Genomic DNA, 19,722 nt, shown 5'->3' on the forward strand with positions numbered 1-19,722 from the left:
TCGCCCAGAAGTGCGCAGCGGTTCTGGGACAACGACATGCATCAAAACAAGAACCTAAAGCGCGTCGCCTGAATCCGTTTCGGGAGACGCGCTTTAGGCCGCCTGATGTAGGGAGCGTCGCCTTGCTTGTCACACCAATTCGCTTGAGCCGACGATCAGCGGAACTGATCGCCGGCAGTGCAAGCTATCTGGCCGTACCCTGGATCGCCCTGCCCCAATCGAGCAGCGGCCTGGCGCGCGAGGTGAAATCGACGAGATCGTCGACCAGCGCCGGCGAGTAGATCGTCGCCGGATCGATGTCATGCCGGACCACGAAATGCCGGTTGCGCACAGCCTGGGCGAGATCTTCTTCGGTGACGTCTTCGAAGCCGCGCGGCGCACGCTTCAGCCGGTCTTCCGAATCGAGCGCGAGACCGCCCTTCTTCAGCGCCGCCACCATGCCACGAAATGCCGCTGGCTTCGCAGCGATCGCCTTGCGCATCGCCTGCAGCAACTCCGGCCCCGGCTGCCACCAGGCGACGCCGGCAAAGCAGCGCTCCAGTCCGATATGCACGTAGAAAACGCCCTGCTCCATCTTGGTGCCGTCCGGCGACAGGATGGCCGACAGATGCCGGTTGTAGGGACGCTTGTCCTTTGAAAAGCGCACGTCGCGATTGATGCGGAACAGCGACCTTTTGCGATCACCGCGCAAGCCGAGCTTTGCCGCTTCGAAGCGTTCGCTCAGCGTCTCGACGAGATCGCAAAACGGCTCGTGAAGCTCGCTTGCGTAGAGGTCGCGGTTTTCCTGGAACCATTCGCGGCTCTGGTGGAAGTCGAGCGCCTTCAGGAACGGGATGGCCTTCTGCCCAAAACCGTTGAACGCGCCAGCCATCAGCCGCCCCTGCCGATGCGCTGCAGCCAGGTGTCCTCGTCGATCACCTCGATGCCGAGGTCGGTCGCTGTTTTAAGCTTGGAACCGGCTCCCGGGCCCGCCACGACCAGATCGGTCTTGGCAGAAACCGATCCAGCGACCTTGGCGCCGAGGCGCTCGGCCATCGCCTTGGCCTCGGATCGCGTCATCTTTTCCAGCGTGCCGGTGAACACCACCGTCTTGCCGGAGACGTCGCTGTCGGCCGATATCTCGACGACGTAAGGCTTGGGATGGACTTGCGCGAGCAGCGCATCGAGCACGTCGTCGTTGCGCTCGTTGCCGAAGAAATCGCGCAACGCGCCGATCACCGTGTCGCCGATGCCGTTGATCGATGGGAACACGGTGTGCGGGTCATCCGCTTTTGCCGTCTCCTTGCCGACGCGGATCAGCTCCTCGATGGTCGAGAACTGGCGGGCAAGCACCGCGGCCGTCGTCTCGCCGATATGGCGGATGCCGAGCGCGAAGATGAAGCGGTCCAGCTCCGGCTCGCGGCGCGCATCGATGGCCGCAAACAACTTGTCGAGCCCTTCGTAGTTGCGCTCCTCGACACTGCGCACATTCTTGCGCGTTTTGCCCGATGCTTCCTCGCGCAGCCTCGCCTGCTCCTCGCGCCGCTCGGCCAGCGCCTTGGTGACGGCGGGCCGGCGATCCTTGAGCGTAAAGATGTCGGCGGCTGTCTTGACCAATCCGGCATTGAAGAACAGGTCGATGTTTTCGGCGCCCAGGCCCTCGATATCGAGCGCGCCGCGCGACACGAAGTGGCGCAGCCCTTCCACCGCCTGCGCCGGGCAGATCAGTTCGCCGGTGCAACGGCGGCGCGAATCCTCCTTGCCGGTCTTCTCGTTGATCTCGCGCGTTGCCGGCGAGCCGCAAACCGGGCAGGTGTGCGGGAACTCGTAAGGCACTGCGTCTGCCGGCCGCTTACCGATGACGACGCTGACGATCTGCGGAATGACGTCCCCTGCCCGCTGGATGACCACCGTGTCGCCGATGCGGACATCGATGCCGTCGCGGATCGGTTGGCCGTTGCTGTCGAAGCCTTTGATGTAGTCCTCGTTGTGCAGCGTCACGTTCTCGACCACCACGCCGCCGACCGTCACCGGCGCCAGCCGTGCCACCGGCGCCAGCGTGCCGGTGCGGCCGACCTGGATGTCGATCCTCTCGACCGTCGTCATCGCCTGCTCGGCCGGGAATTTATGCGCGACAGCCCAGCGCGGTTCGCCGGTGACAAACCCCCAGCGGCGCTGCAATTCGAGCTGATCGACCTTGTAGACGACGCCGTCGATGTCATAGCCAAGCGAGGAGCGCTGCTCTTCGATCCGGTGATACTGCGCGATGAGTTCCGCGATCGACTTCGCCCGCACCATCAGCGGGCTGACCTTAAAACCCCATTCCGCGAATTTCTGCACCGAACCATACTGTGTCGGCGCGGGATCCGCCGTCGTATAACCCCAAGCATAGGCGAAGAATTTAAGGTTGCGGCTGGCGGTGACCGCAGGATCCTTCTGGCGCAGCGAGCCGGCCGCCGTGTTGCGCGGATTGACATAGTCCTGGCCGCCGATAGCCGCTGAGCGCTGCTTCAGCGCCTCGAATTCGGCATAGGTCATATAGACCTCGCCGCGGATCTCGATGACCTCGGGCCAGTCAGCGCCTTTCAGCTTCTTCGGTATATCGGCGATCGTCTTGAGATTGGCGGTGATGTCTTCGCCGACGGCGCCGTCGCCGCGCGTCGCACCCTGCACGAACACGCCGTTCACATAGCGCAGCGACGCCGACAGGCCGTCGATCTTGGGCTCGGCGGTGAAGGCGATGTCGAGATCCTTGTCGCGATCGAAGAAGCGCCGGCCGCGCTCGATGAAATCGGCGACGTCCTGGTCGGTATAGGCCTTGGCGAGGCTGAGCATCGGCACCGCGTGGCGCACCTTGGCAAAGCCTTCCGCAGGCGCCGCGCCGACCCGTCGTGATGGCGAATCCTCGCGCACGAGATCTGGAAAGCGCTCTTCAATGGCAAGGTTGCGCCGTGCCAGCGCATCATACTCGGCATCCGAGATCGTCGGCGCGTCCTCGGTGTGATAGCGCCGGTCGTGCTCGGCGATCTCAGCCGCCAGCCGCTTCAATTCCTCCGCGGCCTCGCTTTCGCTCAGCGATTCGATTGATTTTTCCGACATGAAGCGCGGTCCTCGAATTATGGCGGGCCACTATAAATCAGGATTCGCTGGCAGGGAGTCGGCTCGCATAAAAATCATTCCTGAACAGCAGGATGCAGCCATCTGCTGACTCATCCTCCAGGCGGGGGAGATCAGGCTCTAATGCATGTCGCCCAGAAGTGTGCCGAGGTTCTGGGACAACGACATGCATCAAAACAAAAGCTTAAAGCGCGTCGCCTGAATCCGTTTCAGCGCGACGCGCTTTAAGCGGCGGCCGTATTCTCGCGCAGCAGCCGCTCGGCTGCGGCGCGCGCTTCATCGGTGATGGTGGCGCCGGCCAGCATGCGCGCGATCTCTTCCTGGCGCGCGGCGCGATCCATCTCGGCAATGCCGGTGGCGACACGGTCCTTGCCGCCGGACTTTGAGATCAGGAAATGCGTGGCGGCACGCGCCGCCACTTGCGGCGCGTGGGTGACCGAAAGCACCTGCACCCGCTTCGACAGTCTCGCCAACCGCTGCCCGATGGCGTCGGCCACCGCGCCGCCGACGCCGGTGTCGATTTCGTCGAAGACCAGGGTCGGCGCCGAGCCGCGATCGGCCAGCGCCACCTTCAGCGCCAGGAGGAAACGCGACAGCTCGCCGCCGGAGGCGACCTTCATCATCGGCCCGGGCCGTGTGCCCGGATTGGTGCGCACCCAGAATTCGACCTGGTCGATGCCCTCTTCCACGCGGCCTTCGGCATCGCTCACGATATCGACGATGAACTCGGCCCGCTCGAGCTTGAGCGCCGGCAATTCGGCCATGACCGCCTTGGTCAGCCCGGCCGCCGCGGCGTGGCGGAGCGAAGAGAGCTGCGCCGCCGAAATGTCGTAAGCCTCGCGCGCCGCGGCGGCCTGCTTCTCCAGCCCGTGCAGCCGCTCCTCGCCGGCATCGAGGTCGGCGAGGTCGGCCGCCATCGTGTCGCGCAGCTGCGCCAGGTCGTCGACCGCGACATTGTGCTTGCGCGAGGCCGCGCGCAGTGAGAAGAGCCGTTCCTCCGCCTTTTCCAGGCGCTGCGGATCGTACTCGGTGGCGCGAAGCGCCAATTCCACGCCGGACTGCGCCGCGTCGAGTGAGATCATCGCCTCGTCCAGCGATTTCACCACGTCGTCGAGCAGGCCCGGAACTTCCCCTGATTTGCGCTGCAGCCGCCGCAGCAGGCTGGCGAGCTGCGGCAGCGGCGAGGACGGCCCCGACAGCACGTCCTGCGCATCGTGGATCTCGGAGGCGATCTTTTCGACGCGCATCATCTGGGCGCGCAGCTCGGCAAGCTCGGTCTCCTCGCCCGGCTGCGGATCGAGCTTCGCCAGCTCGGCGACGGAGGCGCGCAGATAATCGGCCTCGCGCGCCGCTGCCTCGACCTTGGCGCGGTGCCTGGAGAGTTCCTGCTCGCAGCTTCGCCAGTAGCGCCAGGCCTCGCCCGTGCCGCGTACGGCGCCGAGATGGCCGCCGAAACTGTCCAGCAACTCGCGGTGCGCGCCGGGATCGACGAGCGCGCGCTCGTCATGCTGACCGTGAATCTCCACCAGCGCGCGGCCGACGTCGCGCATCAGGGTCACGCTGGACGGCTGGTCGTTGACGAAGACGCGGGTGCGGCCGTCGGCCGTTTGCACCCGGCGCAGGATGATGTCGCCGTCGTCCTCGATGTCGTTGTCGGCAAGCAGCGCGCGCGCCGGATGGTTGCGCGACACGTCGAACACGGCGATGACCTGGCCCTGCGCCGCGCCATGGCGAACGAGCGAGGCGTCGCCGCGCGCGCCGAGCGCCAGCGACAACGCGTCGAGCAGGATGGATTTGCCGGCGCCGGTCTCGCCGGTCAGCACCGAAAGTCCAGGCAGGAAGTCGATGTCCAGCTTCTCGATCAGGACGATATCGCGGATCGACAGTCTGGACAGCATCAGGAGTGTCAGGCGCCGGTGATCAGCTTCCCGGCCTTGGAAATCCACGATCCGGCATTTTCACGCGGCTGAAGCCCGTTGCTCTGCAGGAGCTTGTAGGAATCCTTGTACCACTGGCTGTCCGGATAGTTGGTGCCGAGCACCGCCGCGGCCGTCTGCGCTTCCGAGGTCAGACCCATCGCATAGTAGCTCTCGGTCAGGCGCGCCAGCGCCTCCTCGACATGGCGGGTGTTGGAATAGTTCTCGACCACCGTGCGGAAGCGCTTGACGGCGGCGATGTACTCGCGGCGTTCGAGATAATAACGACCGATCTGCATCTCCTTGCCGGCGAGCTGGTCGGTGGCGAAGCGGATCTTGTCCTTGGCGTCGTCGACATATTCGGATGTCGGCCAGCGCGTCACCAGGTCCTGCATGGTCTGCACCGTCTGGCGCGCTTCCTTCTGGTCCTGGGTGACGTCCTTGATCTGCCGGTAGTAGCTCAAGCCGATGATGTACTGGGCATAGGGGGCATCGTCGGTCGACGGATAGAGCGTCAGGTAGCGCTTGGCGGAACCGATCGCCTCGTCGTAATTGCCGGCGCGATAGTCGGCGAAGGCGCCCATCACCATCGATTTGCGGGCGAATTCCGAATAGGGGTGCTGGCGGTCGACGGCATCGAACTTCTTGCTCGCCTCATCGAGGCGGCCGGCATTCATGTTGGCCAGGCCCTGGTTGTAAAGCACGTCAGCCGGCTCGGTCTGGTCGACATAGGTCGCCAGGTTGACATCCTTCTCGGACGACATACAGGCCGACAGCACGAGCGCGGGAGCAACCACCGACAGCGCCAGCAGGGCGGCCCGACGCGGCGCTACCGATTGACCAACTCGCGAAAAAAACATGTTTGGATCCCGCCCTTTCGGCGTCGTTTCGGTCCGGGCCGCAGCCATAAACCATTATCCCCTTGCCCGGCAACGCTATGTCCGGCCAATCGCACATTTTTGTGGCGGTTTGGCGCCGCCCTCACCTCTGCAAAATTTCAGGGACTCCTGATGCACTTGTGCAACACAAGCTTCGCTACAAGCCAGAAAATCGTTAAGAATCAGATCACCCAGGGCGCGTAGACCGGCCCGCTGACGGCGATCATTTCGGCAACCCGACCGCGCTCGCGGCGCCGCGTCTCCACGATCTCGAACGCCGTGCGATCGGACAGCAGCCGGCGGAGCGCCGCCGCATTCATCCGGTGACCGCCGCGATAGGAACGGAAGCAGCCGATGAAGCGCGCGCCGGCCAGCGCCAGATCGCCCATGGCGTCGAGCGTCTTGTGGCGCGCGAATTCGTTGGGATAGCGCAGCCCGCCGACATTGATGACGCGGTTGTCGTCGCCGATGACCAGCGAGTTCTCCAGCGACGAACCAAGCGCGTAGCCGGCGGCCCACAGCCGCTCGACATCCTTCATGAAGCCGAAGGTGCGGGCCCGCGCGATATCGCGGCGGAAGATGTCGGGGTTGATGTCGGACGCAAAGAGCTGGCGGCCGATGGCCGGGCTCTCGAAATCGATCTCGACCTCGAACCGCGTGCCGTCATAGGGGCGGAACTCCGCCCAGGAGGCGCCGGCTTCGATGCGGACCGGCTTGACCACGCGAATATAGCGGCGCTTGACCGCAAGCGTCTCGATGCCGGCCTGGTCGAAGGCCTCGACGAAGGCAACCGCGCTGCCGTCGAGAATGGGAACTTCCGAGCCGTCGATCTCGATGATGAGATTGTCGATACCAAGTCCGAACACCGTCGCCATCAGATGCTCGACGGTTCCGATGTGCTCGCCGGCCGGGTCGCCTAGCATGGTGCAAAGATCGGTGGCGCCGACCTCGGAGACCAGCGCGCGGAACTCGCGGTCCTCGCCGCCATTCGAAAGGTGGAACACGATGCCGGTGTCGGCGTCGGCCGGCAGGAAATGAACGGTGACGGGCCCGCCGCTGTGCACGCCCGTGCCGGTCAGCGTCGCGCGCGCCTTAACTGTCGTCTGATAGTCGTGCAAGACAAACCCCATAAGCCCTAGCTGCCTGCGTCCGCCTTGTCAGCCTCTTGAGCATTTTCAGCCAGATAGGTCACTGGCGTCCGCGAAAATGCGGCAAATGAACAAGGCAGCGGCTCTGAAATGATCGGCAGGCAGGGCCAACTCCCCGAATCCCGGCAAACCGACTTTAGTCCAAGCGGAAGATAATGGCCCGTCCGGGAGACTCCAAATCACGGTTTCTTTCCCTGTGTAACCGCGGCCTCGATCAAGAAAACGCTTATAACGTACTGTTTTAGAATGGTTTTTAACAAAAACAGGCAGGCGATCTCTCGCCTGCCTGTTAACAACCGTTATATATCGTTAACGATCAGTGCTCCGCCGCATCGATCAGTTGGCCTGGCGGCGCAGGAATGCCGGAATCTCCAGCTGATCGTCTTCCTGGACCGTGCGGCTCTGCGGCGTGAGGCGGCCCTGGTCGTCGAGCTGGCCGCGGCGCGGCGCGTAGAGCTGCGGGTCCTGGCTGGCGAGGCGGCGCATTTCCGGTGCCGCCTGGCGCAGTTTCGGTTCGCGCGGCTGCGCCGGCTGGAGCCGGGCCGGCTCTTCCTCGCGACGGGTCAATCCGTTCGTCAGCCGCTTGATCAGCCCCATCGGACCGCTGTTCTCATGGTCCGCGGGACGGCTCTTGGCTTCCACTTCTGCCCTCACGACCGGCGGAAAGTCCTCCACGCGCGGCATGCGCTGCGGCGCGGCGGCCATCGGCTGCGGCATCTCGCGCTGCGGCGCGGGCTGCGCAACCTGATGCTGCACCGCCGGCTGGGGCTGCGGCTGCGCCGGCGGAGCCTGGAAGATCTTGCTCTGCGGGCGGAAGTCGTCGACCGGTGCCGGGCGCGGCTGCGCCATCGCGGCGGCGTTGGCCTCGGCAAGCTGGATCGCTTCGGCGACCGGATCGACGGCGCGGGGTTCGTAAGCCTGCTGCTGAACCGGTGCGGGACGGCTTTCCTGAGCAGGCGGCACGGGACGGGCGACCGGCTTCTGCGGCGCGCGGATCGAGATCGGCGCCGCGGCGATTTCGGCAGCCGACTTGTCGATGCCGGTGGCGACCACCGAAACGCGGATAACGCCTTCCAGCTCCTCGTCGAAGGTGGCGCCGAGGATGATGTTGGCATCCTGGTCGACCTCCTCGCGGATGCGGGTCGCGGCCTCGTCGACCTCGAACAGGGTCAGGTCGCGGCCGCCGGTGATCGAGATCAGCAGACCCTTGGCGCCCTTCATCGAGGTCTCGTCGAGCAACGGGTTGGCGATGGCGGCTTCCGCCGCGGCCATTGCGCGGCCCTCGCCCGAAGCTTCGCCGGTGCCCATCATCGCCTTGCCCATTTCGCGCATCACCGAGCGGACGTCGGCGAAGTCGAGATTGATCAGGCCTTCCTTGACCATCAGGTCGGTGATGCAGGCGACGCCCGAATAGAGCACCTGGTCGGCCATGGCGAAGGCGTCGGCGAAGGTGGTCTTGTCATTGGCCAGCCGGAACAGGTTCTGGTTGGGGATGACGATCAGGGTGTCGACGCATTTCTGCAGTTCCTCGATGCCCATGTCGGCCGTCTTCATGCGGCGCTGGCCTTCGAAATGGAACGGCTTGGTGACGACGCCGACGGTGAGGATGCCCTTCTCGCGCGCCGCGCGGGCAACAACCGGAGCAGCGCCGGTGCCGGTGCCGCCGCCCATGCCGGCGGTGACGAAGCACATATGCGTGTTGGAGAGATGATCGATGATCTCGTCGATGCATTCTTCCGCCGCCGCGCGGCCGACTTCCGGCTGCGAGCCGGCGCCAAGACCCTCGGTGACATGCGCGCCGAGCTGGATCAGCCGCTCGGACTTCGACATGGTCAGCGCCTGCGCGTCGGTGTTGGCCACCACGAACTCGACGCCGCGCAGGCCGGCTGTGATCATGTTGTTGACCGCGTTGCCGCCGCCGCCGCCGACGCCGAAAACGGTGATGCGTGGCTTCAGCTCGGTGATGTCCGGCTTTTGCAGATTAATGGTCATTGTCTCCGTCCTTTTGCCTTTCCCGCCGCCTCGCCGCTGCGGCCGCCTATGGGGCTGTCCCCGTCAAATTAAAAACTGTCTCTCAACCACTGACTCATGCGATGCAGTTTTCCGCCCGTTCCGGTCATCCTGAAACCGGAAATTCCTTTCGCCGAATGGCTCTCGAAGCTCGCCATCTGCGGATAGATCAGAAGTCCGACCGGGGTCGAAAACGCCGGCCCCTTGGCCGCTTCCGGCAGGCCCGCCACGCCGAGCGGCCGGCCGATGCGCACATTGCGCCCGAGGATGCGGCGCGCCGCCTCCGGCAGGCCGGCCAACTGGCTGGCGCCGCCGGTGAGAACGACGCGCTTGCCGACGGCGTTGCCGTAGCCGGACTTGTTCAGCCGGTCGCGCAAGAGCTCCAGCGTCTCGTCGATGCGCGCGCGGATGATGCGCGTCATCACCGAGCGCGGTATCTGCAACGGCAACTCGCCTTCCTCGCCGATCGGCTGGATGGAGACCAGGTCGCGGTCGTCGGCGCTGCCGGGCAGCGCCGAGCCATGCATCACCTTCAGGCGTTCGGCGGCATCGAGCGAGGTCGACAGACCCTTGGCCATGTCGAGCGTCACATGGTTGCCGCCGATGGCGATGGCGTCGCCATGCACGAACTTGCCTTCCGAGAACACGGAGATCGTCGTGGTACCGCCGCCCATGTCGATGCAGGCGGCACCCATTTCGAGCTCGTCGTCGACCAGCGCCGCAAGGCCGCTGGCATAAGGCGTCGCCACCATGCGCTCAACCGACAGGTGCGAGCGATTGATGCAGAGCTCCAGATTGCGCATCGGCGCGGCATCGCCGGTCAGCACGTGCATGTCGACGCCGAGCGCGTCGCCGACCATGCCGCGCGGATCGCGCATGCCGCGTTCGGCATCGAGCGAGAAGCCGACGGGAAGCGAATGAACCACCTCCCGCTCGGCCCGCAGCGCCTGCTTGGCGCCGGCGGCAAGCACGCGCTTGATGTCGGCTTCCTCGACCTGATGCCCGCCGAGATTGATGGTTGCCGAGAAGGCTTCGCTCTTCAGCCGGCCGGCCGTCATGTTGACGATGAGGGAATCGACGGTAAGCCCGGCCATGCGCTCGGCCGCGTCGACAGCCAGGCGAATGGCATGCTCGGCGCGGTCGAGATCGATCACCACGCCCGACTTCACGCCCTGCGATTTCTGATGGCCGATGCCGATCACCTGGATGCGATGCGAGCGCCCGCGCAGAAGTTTGCCGTCGTCGCGCGGCTTCAGCTTCGCCACCACGCAGCAAACCTTGCTCGAGCCGACATCGAGCACCGTAAGCGTGCCCGACCGGCGCGAAGAAGCATCGCCGCTGCCGCCAAGCCAGCTCATATCTTCGTCTCCGGCTTGCGCTTCGTCAGGTTCTTCGGCTTTTCGCTGAGCGCGGCCTCGCGCTGCGTCGCGGCCTCCGGCGACAGCTCCACCACCAGCCGATCGGTGAGCCGCATGTCGACGGCGGCGATGTCGCGCGTCAGAAGCCCGTTGTCTTGGTCGAGCTTGACGAGTTCGGCGATCGCCTGATCCTCATCGTCTTCCGGCAGCTTCACCGTGATGCCGTTCTCGAGCTTGATATCCCAGCGCCGCTCGCCGACGCGGATATAGCCTTTGACCCGCGCCGCGAGCTCGGGATAACGCTTGATCTTCTCCAGGAACTCCGGCGCCTCGGCCGGCGCGCCCGTGCCGATGATCAGCGGCAGCAGCGCTTCCTTGCCGCCCGAGAACGGCGCGATCACCTTGCCCGACCGCTCGATCACCGAAAGCGAATTGCCCTGCTGCCAAAGCGCGAAGGGCTCGCGCTCCTCGACGCGCACCTCCAGCGTATGCGGGTAGATCTTGCGCACCGCCGCAACCTCGACCCAGGGCAACGTCGCGATGCGCTCGCGCGCGGCCTCGGCGTCGAAACCGATCAGCGAAGTCCAGCCGTCGAGGCCGAGCCGGTCCAGTATGTCGATCTCGGACGTCTGGCGGTTGCCGACGACCTTGATCTGGTCGACGGCAAAACCGGTTCGGGCCGTCACGCCCTGCACGATGCTGTCGCTATAACCGCCGAGATAGGCGCCATAGGCACCGGATGAAGCCAACAACGCAGCCGAAAGGATCGCGGCGGAAAAGCGCGGCGCCTCGCACTCGCCGCCGCAGAGACGGGCAAGCACACGCACCGGCCGGCGAAGCTGGCGCGGCAAAACGAAATGGTCGAACGACAGCGGCACACCGAACAGCGCGGGTCCAGCCCCGCCGGCCTTGCCCTGTCCCCACCTCAACGCAGACACGAAGCGTCCTCCACCATCCAACTCAACAGATCGCCGAACGAGTGTCCCGCTTGCGCGGCGATTTCAGGCACCAGAGACGTCGGCGTCATGCCCGGCTGGGTGTTGATCTCGAGCCAGACAACCTCGCCGTTTTCGGAGTGACGATCGTCGTAACGGAAGTCCGACCGGGAGACGCCCCGGCAACCGATAGCAAGATGAGCCTTGAGGGCCAGTGTCTGTATTTTTTGGTAAATATTCGGTGAAATTTTTGCAGGGGTTTCGTGTTTTGATCCGCCAGGCACGTACTTTGAATCGTAGTCGTAGAAGGAATGCCCGGTCGGAATGATCTCGCAGACGCCGAGCGCCACGTCGCCCATCACCGCGCAGGTCAGTTCGCGCCCATGGATGTAACGCTCGACCATGACGATCTCGCCATACTGCCACTCGGACGAGCCGATGACCTGCGGCGGATGCGACTGCCCCTCATGCACGATGACGACGCCGAAGCTCGAGCCCTCGTTGACCGGCTTCACCACGTAGGGCGGCTTCATCGGATGCTTGTTCTGGACCGCGAAGCGGTTGACCACCTTCGATTCCGCGACCGGAATGCCGGACGCCCTGGCGACCTTCTTGGCCTGCTCCTTGTTCATAGCCAGAGCCGAAGCGAGCACACCCGAATGGGTGTAGGGAATTCCGAGATATTCGAGAATTCCCTGGATGGTGCCGTCCTCGCCGAACGGGCCGTGCAGCGCATTGAAGGCGACATCGGGCTTGAGCTCGGCAAGCACAGACCCGACATCGCGCGAAACATCGACCCGGGTGACCTGATAGCCTTCATTCTCGAGCGCATCCGCACATGCCTTCCCCGAGGACAGAGACACGGGCCGTTCCGAGGAAAATCCCCCCAGGAGAACAGCCACATGCTTTTTCTTCATCCCGTCATCCCCTCTCACGCCGGGCCCGCAACCGATATTTCCGCACGCAACATTCCCGCATAGTGAGTCCGAGTCTTCCGGCAGGTTGCCCCCCAGACGGAAAACGCGGGTAACGCGTCAAACGACTCAAATCAGGAAACGCTTTAGGGCAGAGAATCAGAGAGTTGATTCCCTGGCAAGTGCCTATGATTCCGAGAGATTCACTTTCCGCGAAAACAGGTCAGAAAAGTGTGTTGTTGAGTCTTTGCAGCAACGCTTGACGGCTTCGCCGACCATGCAAGTTCAAGCACTACTTGAACACCGCAGCGGGCTAAAGAAGCTGCCCCAGAAACTCCTGCACCTCATGACCCGGCCGGAAGTTGCCCAGCCGCCTGATCTCCCAGTGCAGCCGGATGCCCGAATTCTCGAGCACCCGCGCCCGCACCGTCTCGCCGAGATATTCGAGGTCGTAGCCGGTCGCGGTGCCGGTGTTGATCATGAAGTTGCAATGCATCGGCGACATCTGCGCGCCGCCGATCATCAGCCCGCGGCAGCCGGCCTTGTCGATCTCCTTCCAGGCCGAGGTGCCTTCGGGATTCTTGAAGGTCGAGCCGCCGGTCTTCTCGCGGATCGGCTGCACCGTCTCGCGATGGTTCTGCACGGCGTCCATCGCCGCCTTGATCGCCGCCTTGTCTTCCGGAACGCCTTCGAAGGTGGCCGAGGTGAAGATCAGTCCGCCCGGCGCCGACGAATGACGATAGGCATAGCCCATATCGGCATTGCTGAGCGTATGGACATTGCCCGTACGGTCGAGCGCCCGCACCTCGACCACGCGCTCGCGCGTCTCGACGCCATTGGCGCCCGCATTCATCCGCAGCGCCCCGCCGACGGCGCCCGGAATCCCATGGTAGAAATGGAGCCCGCCGATGCCGGCCTCATACGCGACCGCTGCGACACGCTTGTCCGGCGTCGCCGCGCCCGCCTTGATCGTGGTCGGCCCGGTGGCTTCGGCTTCGCCAAAGCCCTTGGCCGAAAGCCTCACCACGAAACCGGAAATGCCGCCGTCGCGTACCAGAAGGTTCGAGCCGACGCCGACCACGGTGAGCGGGATTTCCTCCGGCACGCCGCGCAGGAAGGCCGCGAGGTCCTCCTCGTCGGCCGGCTGGAACAGCGCCTCAGCCAGGCCGCCGGCGCGGAACCAGGTGATCTTGTCCATCTCGGCATTGGGGGTGATGCGGCCGCGCAGGCCGGCTAGCTTGTCACCGAGTTTGTCGATCAGGGCTTGGCCGCGCATCATGAGGGTGTTCCCCCAAGTTCCTTGGGTAGGGCGTAGGCCCACTGCGTGATGTTGCCGGCGCCAAGGAAGATGACGAAGTCACCGGGCTTGGCAAGGTCGCGGATGGCCGGAGCGACCGCCGCCGGACCTTCGATATAGCGCGCGTCGCGGTGACCGCCGGCGCGGATGCGCGACACCAGCGCGTCCGATGAAACGCCTTCGATCGGCTCCTCGCCGGCCGGATAGACCGGCGCCACCATCACCGTGTCGGCATCATTGAAGCAGACGGAGAACTCTTCGAACAGATCGTGCAGCCGGGTGAAGCGGTGCGGCTGGGCTATAGCGATGACGCGGCCCTTGGTTGCCCCCCGCGCGGCCTTTAGCACCGCTGCGATCTCAACCGGATGGTGGCCATAGTCGTCGAACACTTCGACCCCATTCCAGGAGCCGGTGTGGGTGAAGCGCCGCTTGACGCCGGCGAAGGACGAAAGGCCCTTCTTGATCGCTTCGTCCGACAGGCCGAGCTCATGCGCGACCGCGATCGCCGCCGTCGCGTTGGAGACATTGTGCCGTCCCGGCATCGGCAGCCGCAGGTCCTTAATCGTCGTCGAGCCACGTCCCTTGCGGTCGCGGATCACCACGTCGAACTCCGATACTGCCCCGTCCATGCGATGATTGGCGAAGCGCACGTCGGCCTGCGCGTTTTCGCCATAGGTGATGACGCGCCGGTCCTCGATGCGGCCGACGAGCGCCTGCACCTCGGGATGGTCGGTGCACATCACGCCGAAGCCGTAGAACGGCACGTTCTCGACGAACTGACGGAAGGCTTCGCGCACCTTGTCGAAGCTGCCATAGTGGTCAAGATGCTCGGGATCGATATTGGTGACGACCGCGATATCGGCCGGCAGCTTGAGGAAGGTGCCGTCGCTCTCGTCCGCTTCGACCACCATCCACTCGCCGTCGCCCATGCGGGCATTGGTGCCATAGGCGTTGATGATGCCGCCATTGATGACGGTCGGGTCCAGCCCGCCGGCTTCGAGCAAAGTCGCCACCATCGAAGTGGTCGTCGTCTTGCCATGCGTGCCGCCGATGGCGACCGCCTGGCGGAAGCGCATCAGCTCGGCGAGCATTTCGGCGCGCCGCACGATCGGCAGTAGTTTCTCCCGCGCGGCCTTGAGTTCGGGGTTGGATTTCTTGATCGCCGTCGACACCACCACGACTTCGGCGTCGCCGATATTCTCGGCCTTGTGGCCGACGAAGCACTCGATGCCATTATCGCGCAGCCGCTGCACATTGGCGCCGTCCGCCTGGTCCGAACCCTGCACTTTGTAGCCGAGATTGTGCAGCACTTCGGCAATGCCGCTCATGCCGATGCCGCCGATGCCGATGAAATGCACGAGGCCGATCGTCTGCGGCATCTTCATGCGCGCGTCCTCCTGTAGTCCGAAACCGTTTTGCCGGACGCAATAGCCTCTGTCAGATCGGCGAGCAACCGTGCCGCGTTGGGTTTTCCGGCCGAGCGGGCGGCCGTGGCCATCGCCGTCAACCTGTCGGGGTTGCCCAACAGCCCGTCAAGGAGCGCAGCGATGCCCTCGGGCGAAAGCGTGGATTGTGGGTGCACCTCAGCCCCGCCGGCGGCGGCAAGTGCCGCGGCGTTGGCCGCTTGGTCATGGTCGAGCGCATGCGGATAAGGCACCAGCAGCGCGGGGCGGCCGATGACGGCAATCTCCGATACGGTCGAGGCGCCGGAGCGCGACATCACCAGATGCGCCGACGCCATGCGCGCCGCCATGTCGGTGAAGAAGGGCGAGACCTGCGCGTCGACGCCAAGATTGGCGTAGGCGGCCTTGACCCGCGCCACGTCTTCCGCGCGCGCCTGCTGCGTGATCGCCAGTCGTTTGCGTTGCGCTTCGGGCAGAAGCGCGATCGCCGCCGGCACGGCGTCGGAGAAGAACTGCGCGCCCTGGCTGCCGCCGAACACCAGGAGGCGGAACGGCTCACCGTCTGTGGGTGCTGTGTAAGAGATTTTCGCCGCTTCCAGCACCTGCGGCCTGACCGGATTGCCGGTCGTCACGGTCTTGGCACCGGCAGCGCTTTCACTCTCCGCCAGGAAGCCGCCGGCAATGGCATCGACGCGGCTGGCGAGCGCCTTGTTGGCGCGGCCCATCACGGCGTTCTGCTCATGGATCAGCGTCGGCACCTTGCGTCGGGTTGCCGCGTAGAGCGGCGGCAGCGTCGGGTAGCCGCCGAAGCCGACGACGGCATCGGGCTTGATTCTGGCTATTACCCGACCGGCCTGCCGCACGCCTTGCCAGATCGTCCAGAAGGCCGAAAGCATAGCGATCGGATTCTTCGAGCCAAGCGTGGCCGAAGGGATCGAGTGAATGTCGGCAGCGGGAAAGTGGCCGGAGTAGCGCTCGGCGCGGCGGTCGGTGGCAAGATGCACCTCCCAGCCGCGCTCGATCAGCTCATGTGCGAGCGCCTCTGCCGGGAACAGATGTCCACCCGTTCCGCCGGCCGCAAGCAGGATGACACCTCTCGACATCCCGCCTCATTCCGCCGGAAGGGTGCGCTGCGAGAAGGCATAGCCTATCTGCTTGCGCTTTTCGGGGTGCCTGCGCGTCAACGCCAGCATCATGCCCATCGAGATGGCGATAGCGATCTGCGAGGAGCCGCCATAGGAGATGAAGGGCAGCGTCATGCCCTTGGCAGGCATCAGTTGCAGGTTCACGCACATGTTGATGGCAGACTGCAAGCCGAAAATGGTGACGAGCCCGCCGACGGAATAACGCGTGAAATCGTCGTGCTCCTTCAGCGCGATGCTCAATCCGCGCAGCACGATGAAGGCGAAGATCGACATGATGAAGAAGCACATGATCAGCCCGAACTCCTCGCCTGCGACAGAGAACACAAAGTCGGCGTGGCTGTCCGGGATGACCCGCTTCACCGTCCCCTCGCCCGGGCCGACGCCGAACCAGCCACCGTTGATCAGGGCCTCGCGGCCCATGTCGACCTGGAAGGTGTCGCCTTCGCCGGTGAGGAACTTGTCGATGCGGGCGGCGACGTGCGGAAACACCGTATAGGCCGCGAACACGCCGCCAATGCCGGCAGCCCCCAGCGCGACGATCCAGAACCAGGGCAGGCCGGCCATGAAGAACATCACGCCCCAGGTGCCCAGCACGAGCATCGTCTGGCCGAGGTCGGGCTGCGCCACAAGCAGCGAGATCACCAGAGCGAGCAGCAGCATGGCGAAGAGATTGCCGGGAATATCGGGCTGTCGCTTATGCTCGGCAAAAAGCCAGGCGCAGATGATGACGAAGGCCGGCTTGAGGAATTCGGACGGCTGGATGGAGAGGCCGGCGAGCGACACCCAGCGCCGCGCGCCCTTCACTTCGACGCCGACGTAGAGCACCACCACCATCAGCACCAGCATGATGCAGAGCATCACCAGCGACATCCGCCTTATTTGCCGGGCCTCCAGGAAAGAAACCGCCAGCATCACGATAAGCGCCGGGATGGTGAAGATGATTTGCCGCGTGGCGAAATGGAAGCTGCTGAGGCCGATCCTCTCGGCGACCGCTGGGCTTGCCGCGAAGGACAGAATGATGCCCAACCCCATCAGCGACAGGAATGCCGCGAGGAACCAGCGATCGATCGTCCACCACCAGGTTGCGACTGGACTTTTGTCGAGACGGCTTTGCATCAACGTGGCCCTCCGATGGGTTTCACTCCATCAATAGCAGTCGCAGCTTGCCTGAAGGCTTCGCCGCGAACCTCGAAATTCTTGAACTGGTCGAAACTGGCGCAGGCCGGCGAAAGCAACACCACCGCCTCGCCGCCGGTGTCGCTCGCGGCGTCATAGGCGGCATGCTCGACCGCGGCTGCCAGCGTTCCGGAAATCTCGTAAGGCACGGCCTCGCCGAGCGTGGCGGAGAAAGCGGGCGCCGCCTCGCCGATCAGATAGGCCTTGGCGATGCGAGGGAAGAAGCCGCGCAGCGGCTCGATGCCGCCTTCCTTGGGCAGGCCGCCGGCGATCCAGTAGATGCGGTTGAAGCTCGACAGCGCGGGTGCCGCCGCGTCGGCGTTGGTCGCCTTGGAATCGTTGACGAACAGCACATGGTCCTTGCGGCCGACCTGCTCCATGCGGTGCGCCAGCCCCGGGAAGCTTTCAAGCCCGGCCTGGATCTCGCCAAGCTCGAGGCCGATCCTGAGGCAGGCCGCGACAGCGGCAAGCGCGTTCTGCGCATTGTGCTGGCCGCGCAGCGAGCCGATGCCTTCGAGAAAGGCGATACGGCTGTAGCGGCCGTTCACCGCTTCCATCAGGTTGGTGCCGTCGGCGAAATAGCCGTCGGTCAGCGGCAGGCGCTTGGAGATGCGTATCACTTGCTTGCCGGCACGCTCCAGCCGGTCGGCGATCTGGGCGCACCAGGAATCGTCGACGCCGATGATCGCGGTGTCGCTGCCGGCGACCAGCCTTTCCTTGATCGAGGCGTAATGCGCCATCGTGCCGTGCCGGTCGAGATGATCGGGCGTCAGGTTGAGCAGGATGCCGGCGGTCGGGTTGATCGAGGGCGCAAGATCGATCTGGTAGGAGGAGCATTCCACCACATAGTGCCGCTTGGGCTCGGGCGGATCGAGCGTCATGACGGCGCGACCGATATTGCCGCCCATTTGGGTATCGCGTCCGGCCGATTTCAGTATGTGCGCCGTGAGCGCCGTCGTCGTCGATTTGCCGTTGGTGCCAGTGATTGCGATGAAGGGTGCCGTCGGCGCGCGCTGAATGCGCTCGCGGCAGAACAGCTCAACGTCGCCGATCACCTCGACGCCGGCTCCGCGTGCCAGCTCCACCGCCCAATGCGGCTTCGGGTGCGTGAGCGGCACGCCGGGCGACAGGACGAAGGCCGCGAAGCGCGGCCAGTCGGCGGCGCGCAGGTCGCCGGTCGCGATCCCGGCGGCGGCCGCCTTGGCGACGCTGTCCGGATTGTCGTCCCAGGCGAGGATCTCGGCGCCGCCCGCGATCAGCGCGTGCGCGGTCGCGATCCCCGAACCGCCGAGCCCGAAGAGCGAAACGCGTTTGCCAGCGAAGGAAGCGGCGGGAACCAAGCGGTGTCCTATCTAAGCTTGAGGGTGGAGAGGCCGACCAGCGCCAGGATGACGGCGATGATCCAGAAGCGGATCACCACCTGGCTCTCGGTCCAGCCGAGCTTTTCGAAATGGTGATGGATCGGCGCCATCAGGAACACGCGCTTGCCGGTCATCTTGAAGTAGCCGACCTGGATGATGACCGACAGTATCTCGACCACGAACAGGCCGCCGACGATGACCAGCACGATCTCGTGCTTGGTGGCGACGGCGATGGTGCCGATCAGGCCGCCCATCGCCAGCGAGCCGGTGTCGCCCATGAAGATCGCGGCCGGCGGCGCGTTGAACCACAGGAAGCCGAGGCCGGCGCCGATGACCGCGCCGAGCACGACCGCGAGCTCACCGGTGCCGGGCACGAAATGGATCTGCAGATATTCGGCGAAGACCGCGTTGCCGGATAGATAGGCGATGACGCCGAAGGACGCGGCCGCGATCATGATCGGCACGATCGCCAGCCCGTCGAGACCGTCGGTCAGGTTCACCGCATTGCCGGCGCCGACGATGACGAAGCAGGAGAACGGCACGAAGAACCAGCCGAGATTGATGAGGAATTCCTTGGCGAAGGGAAAGGTCAGCGAAGACGAGAACGGCGCCTGGCCGTTGTGCATGATCACCCAGGCGGCGATGCCGGCGACGACGAATTCGATCGCCAGCCGCGCCTTGCCGGAAAAGCCCAGGTGCGACTGCTTGGTGACCTTGAGATAGTCGTCGTAGAAGCCGATCGACCCGAAGCCGACGGTGACCAGGAGCACCACCCAGACATAGATGCTGGAAAGGTTCGCCCATAAAAGCGAGGAGCCGATGATCCCGGACAGGATCATCAGCCCGCCCATGGTCGGCGTGCCCGCCTTCTTGAAATGCGTCTGCGGTCCGTCGGCGCGGATCGGCTGGCCCTTGCCTTGGCGAAGCCGCAGCGAGTTGATGATGGTCGGTCCGAAGATGAAGACGATCAGCGCCGACGTGATCAGCGCGCCGCCCGTGCGGAAGGTGATGTAGCGGAAGACATTGAAGGCCGAGATCTTGTCCGCGAAATCAACGAGTAAAGTGAGCATGCGTTTCCGTCCCCC

The 19,722-nt window shown here is 64.8% G+C and carries 15 protein-coding genes; all 15 read right to left on the reverse strand.

Annotation, left to right across the window (positions count from 1 at the left end; genetic code table 11):
• Window positions 1–184 precede the first annotated feature (184 nt).
• The 15 genes from ABID26_RS15440 to mraY all read right to left on the reverse strand — a co-directional run bounded on the left by ABID26_RS15440 (window position 185) and on the right by mraY (window position 19,707).
• Complete coding sequence (locus ABID26_RS15440; protein ID WP_292299634.1) at window positions 185–871, reverse strand: DUF2461 domain-containing protein; 687 nt, start codon at window positions 869–871, stop codon at window positions 185–187.
• On the reverse strand, window positions 871–3,078 hold the full coding sequence (gene ligA / locus ABID26_RS15445) for an NAD-dependent DNA ligase LigA (RefSeq protein ID WP_292299633.1): 2,208 nt from the start codon (window positions 3,076–3,078) through the stop codon (window positions 871–873). The genes ABID26_RS15440 and ligA overlap by 1 nt, the downstream gene beginning before the upstream one ends.
• A 242-nt stretch (window positions 3,079–3,320) precedes the next feature.
• On the reverse strand, window positions 3,321–4,994 hold the full coding sequence (gene recN / locus ABID26_RS15450; protein ID WP_354415934.1) for a DNA repair protein RecN: 1,674 nt from the start codon (window positions 4,992–4,994) through the stop codon (window positions 3,321–3,323).
• Between the two features lie 8 nt (window positions 4,995–5,002).
• On the reverse strand, window positions 5,003–5,872 hold the full coding sequence (locus ABID26_RS15455) for an outer membrane protein assembly factor BamD (RefSeq protein ID WP_126099433.1): 870 nt from the start codon (window positions 5,870–5,872) through the stop codon (window positions 5,003–5,005).
• A 200-nt stretch (window positions 5,873–6,072) separates the two neighbouring features.
• The gene (gene lpxC / locus ABID26_RS15460; RefSeq protein WP_292299631.1) at window positions 6,073–7,020 is read right to left on the reverse strand and encodes a UDP-3-O-acyl-N-acetylglucosamine deacetylase; all 948 of its coding nucleotides are present in this window, start codon (window positions 7,018–7,020) and stop codon (window positions 6,073–6,075) included.
• Between the two features lie 354 nt (window positions 7,021–7,374).
• Window positions 7,375–9,030: a cell division protein FtsZ gene (ftsZ, locus tag ABID26_RS15465; protein ID WP_292339872.1), complete on the reverse strand. Its 1,656-nt coding sequence runs from the start codon at window positions 9,028–9,030 to the stop codon at window positions 7,375–7,377.
• A 68-nt stretch (window positions 9,031–9,098) separates the two neighbouring features.
• Window positions 9,099–10,406, reverse strand: a complete 1,308-nt coding sequence (gene ftsA, locus ABID26_RS15470; protein ID WP_126099430.1) for a cell division protein FtsA — start codon at window positions 10,404–10,406, stop codon at window positions 9,099–9,101.
• Window positions 10,403–11,344: a cell division protein FtsQ/DivIB gene (locus ABID26_RS15475; RefSeq protein WP_292299629.1), complete on the reverse strand. Its 942-nt coding sequence runs from the start codon at window positions 11,342–11,344 to the stop codon at window positions 10,403–10,405. Before ABID26_RS15475 ends, ftsA begins: the two co-directional genes overlap by 4 nt.
• Window positions 11,332–12,258: a D-alanine--D-alanine ligase gene (locus tag ABID26_RS15480; protein ID WP_292299628.1), complete on the reverse strand. Its 927-nt coding sequence runs from the start codon at window positions 12,256–12,258 to the stop codon at window positions 11,332–11,334. Before ABID26_RS15480 ends, ABID26_RS15475 begins: the two co-directional genes overlap by 13 nt.
• Before the next feature lie 310 nt (window positions 12,259–12,568).
• Window positions 12,569–13,534, reverse strand: coding sequence for a UDP-N-acetylmuramate dehydrogenase (murB, locus tag ABID26_RS15485; protein ID WP_292299627.1), 966 nt, complete (start codon window positions 13,532–13,534; stop codon window positions 12,569–12,571).
• Window positions 13,531–14,937 (reverse strand): UDP-N-acetylmuramate--L-alanine ligase, encoded by a 1,407-nt coding sequence (gene murC, locus ABID26_RS15490; RefSeq protein WP_292299626.1) that lies wholly within the window; start codon window positions 14,935–14,937, stop codon window positions 13,531–13,533. The genes murB and murC overlap by 4 nt, the downstream gene beginning before the upstream one ends.
• On the reverse strand, window positions 14,934–16,058 hold the full coding sequence (gene murG / locus ABID26_RS15495) for an undecaprenyldiphospho-muramoylpentapeptide beta-N-acetylglucosaminyltransferase (protein WP_292299625.1): 1,125 nt from the start codon (window positions 16,056–16,058) through the stop codon (window positions 14,934–14,936). Before murG ends, murC begins: the two co-directional genes overlap by 4 nt.
• A 6-nt stretch (window positions 16,059–16,064) precedes the next feature.
• Window positions 16,065–17,216, reverse strand: coding sequence for a putative lipid II flippase FtsW (ftsW, locus tag ABID26_RS15500; RefSeq protein WP_126099425.1), 1,152 nt, complete (start codon window positions 17,214–17,216; stop codon window positions 16,065–16,067).
• Window positions 17,216–18,616, reverse strand: a complete 1,401-nt coding sequence (murD, locus tag ABID26_RS15505; RefSeq protein WP_292299624.1) for a UDP-N-acetylmuramoyl-L-alanine--D-glutamate ligase — start codon at window positions 18,614–18,616, stop codon at window positions 17,216–17,218. Before murD ends, ftsW begins: the two co-directional genes overlap by 1 nt.
• 8 nt (window positions 18,617–18,624) lie before the next feature.
• Window positions 18,625–19,707 (reverse strand): phospho-N-acetylmuramoyl-pentapeptide-transferase, encoded by a 1,083-nt coding sequence (gene mraY / locus ABID26_RS15510; RefSeq protein ID WP_066990736.1) that lies wholly within the window; start codon window positions 19,705–19,707, stop codon window positions 18,625–18,627.
• Between the last annotated feature and the right edge of the window lie 15 nt (window positions 19,708–19,722).

The organism is Mesorhizobium shonense, assembly GCF_040545255.1.
GTDB lineage: Bacteria > Pseudomonadota > Alphaproteobacteria > Rhizobiales > Rhizobiaceae > Mesorhizobium > Mesorhizobium shonense.

Bases quoted from the DNA above. Each gene is read 5' to 3' on its own strand.
- ABID26_RS15440 (WP_292299634.1), bottom strand. From the start codon at position 871: ATGGCTGGCGCGTTCAACGGTTTTGGGCAGAAGGCCATCCCGTTCCTG.
- ligA (WP_292299633.1), bottom strand. From the start codon at position 3,078: ATGTCGGAAAAATCAATCGAATCGCTGAGCGAAAGCGAGGCCGCGGAG.
- recN (WP_354415934.1), bottom strand. From the start codon at position 4,994: ATGCTGTCCAGACTGTCGATCCGCGATATCGTCCTGATCGAGAAGCTG.
- ABID26_RS15455 (WP_126099433.1), bottom strand. From the start codon at position 5,872: ATGTTTTTTTCGCGAGTTGGTCAATCGGTAGCGCCGCGTCGGGCCGCC.
- lpxC (WP_292299631.1), bottom strand. From the start codon at position 7,020: ATGGGGTTTGTCTTGCACGACTATCAGACGACAGTTAAGGCGCGCGCG.
- ftsZ (WP_292339872.1), bottom strand. From the start codon at position 9,030: ATGACCATTAATCTGCAAAAGCCGGACATCACCGAGCTGAAGCCACGC.
- ftsA (WP_126099430.1), bottom strand. From the start codon at position 10,406: ATGAGCTGGCTTGGCGGCAGCGGCGATGCTTCTTCGCGCCGGTCGGGC.
- ABID26_RS15480 (WP_292299628.1), bottom strand. From the start codon at position 12,258: ATGAAGAAAAAGCATGTGGCTGTTCTCCTGGGGGGATTTTCCTCGGAA.
- murB (WP_292299627.1), bottom strand. From the start codon at position 13,534: ATGATGCGCGGCCAAGCCCTGATCGACAAACTCGGTGACAAGCTAGCC.
- murC (WP_292299626.1), bottom strand. From the start codon at position 14,937: ATGAAGATGCCGCAGACGATCGGCCTCGTGCATTTCATCGGCATCGGC.
- murG (WP_292299625.1), bottom strand. From the start codon at position 16,058: ATGTCGAGAGGTGTCATCCTGCTTGCGGCCGGCGGAACGGGTGGACAT.
- ftsW (WP_126099425.1), bottom strand. From the start codon at position 17,216: ATGCAAAGCCGTCTCGACAAAAGTCCAGTCGCAACCTGGTGGTGGACG.
- mraY (WP_066990736.1), bottom strand. From the start codon at position 19,707: ATGCTCACTTTACTCGTTGATTTCGCGGACAAGATCTCGGCCTTCAAT.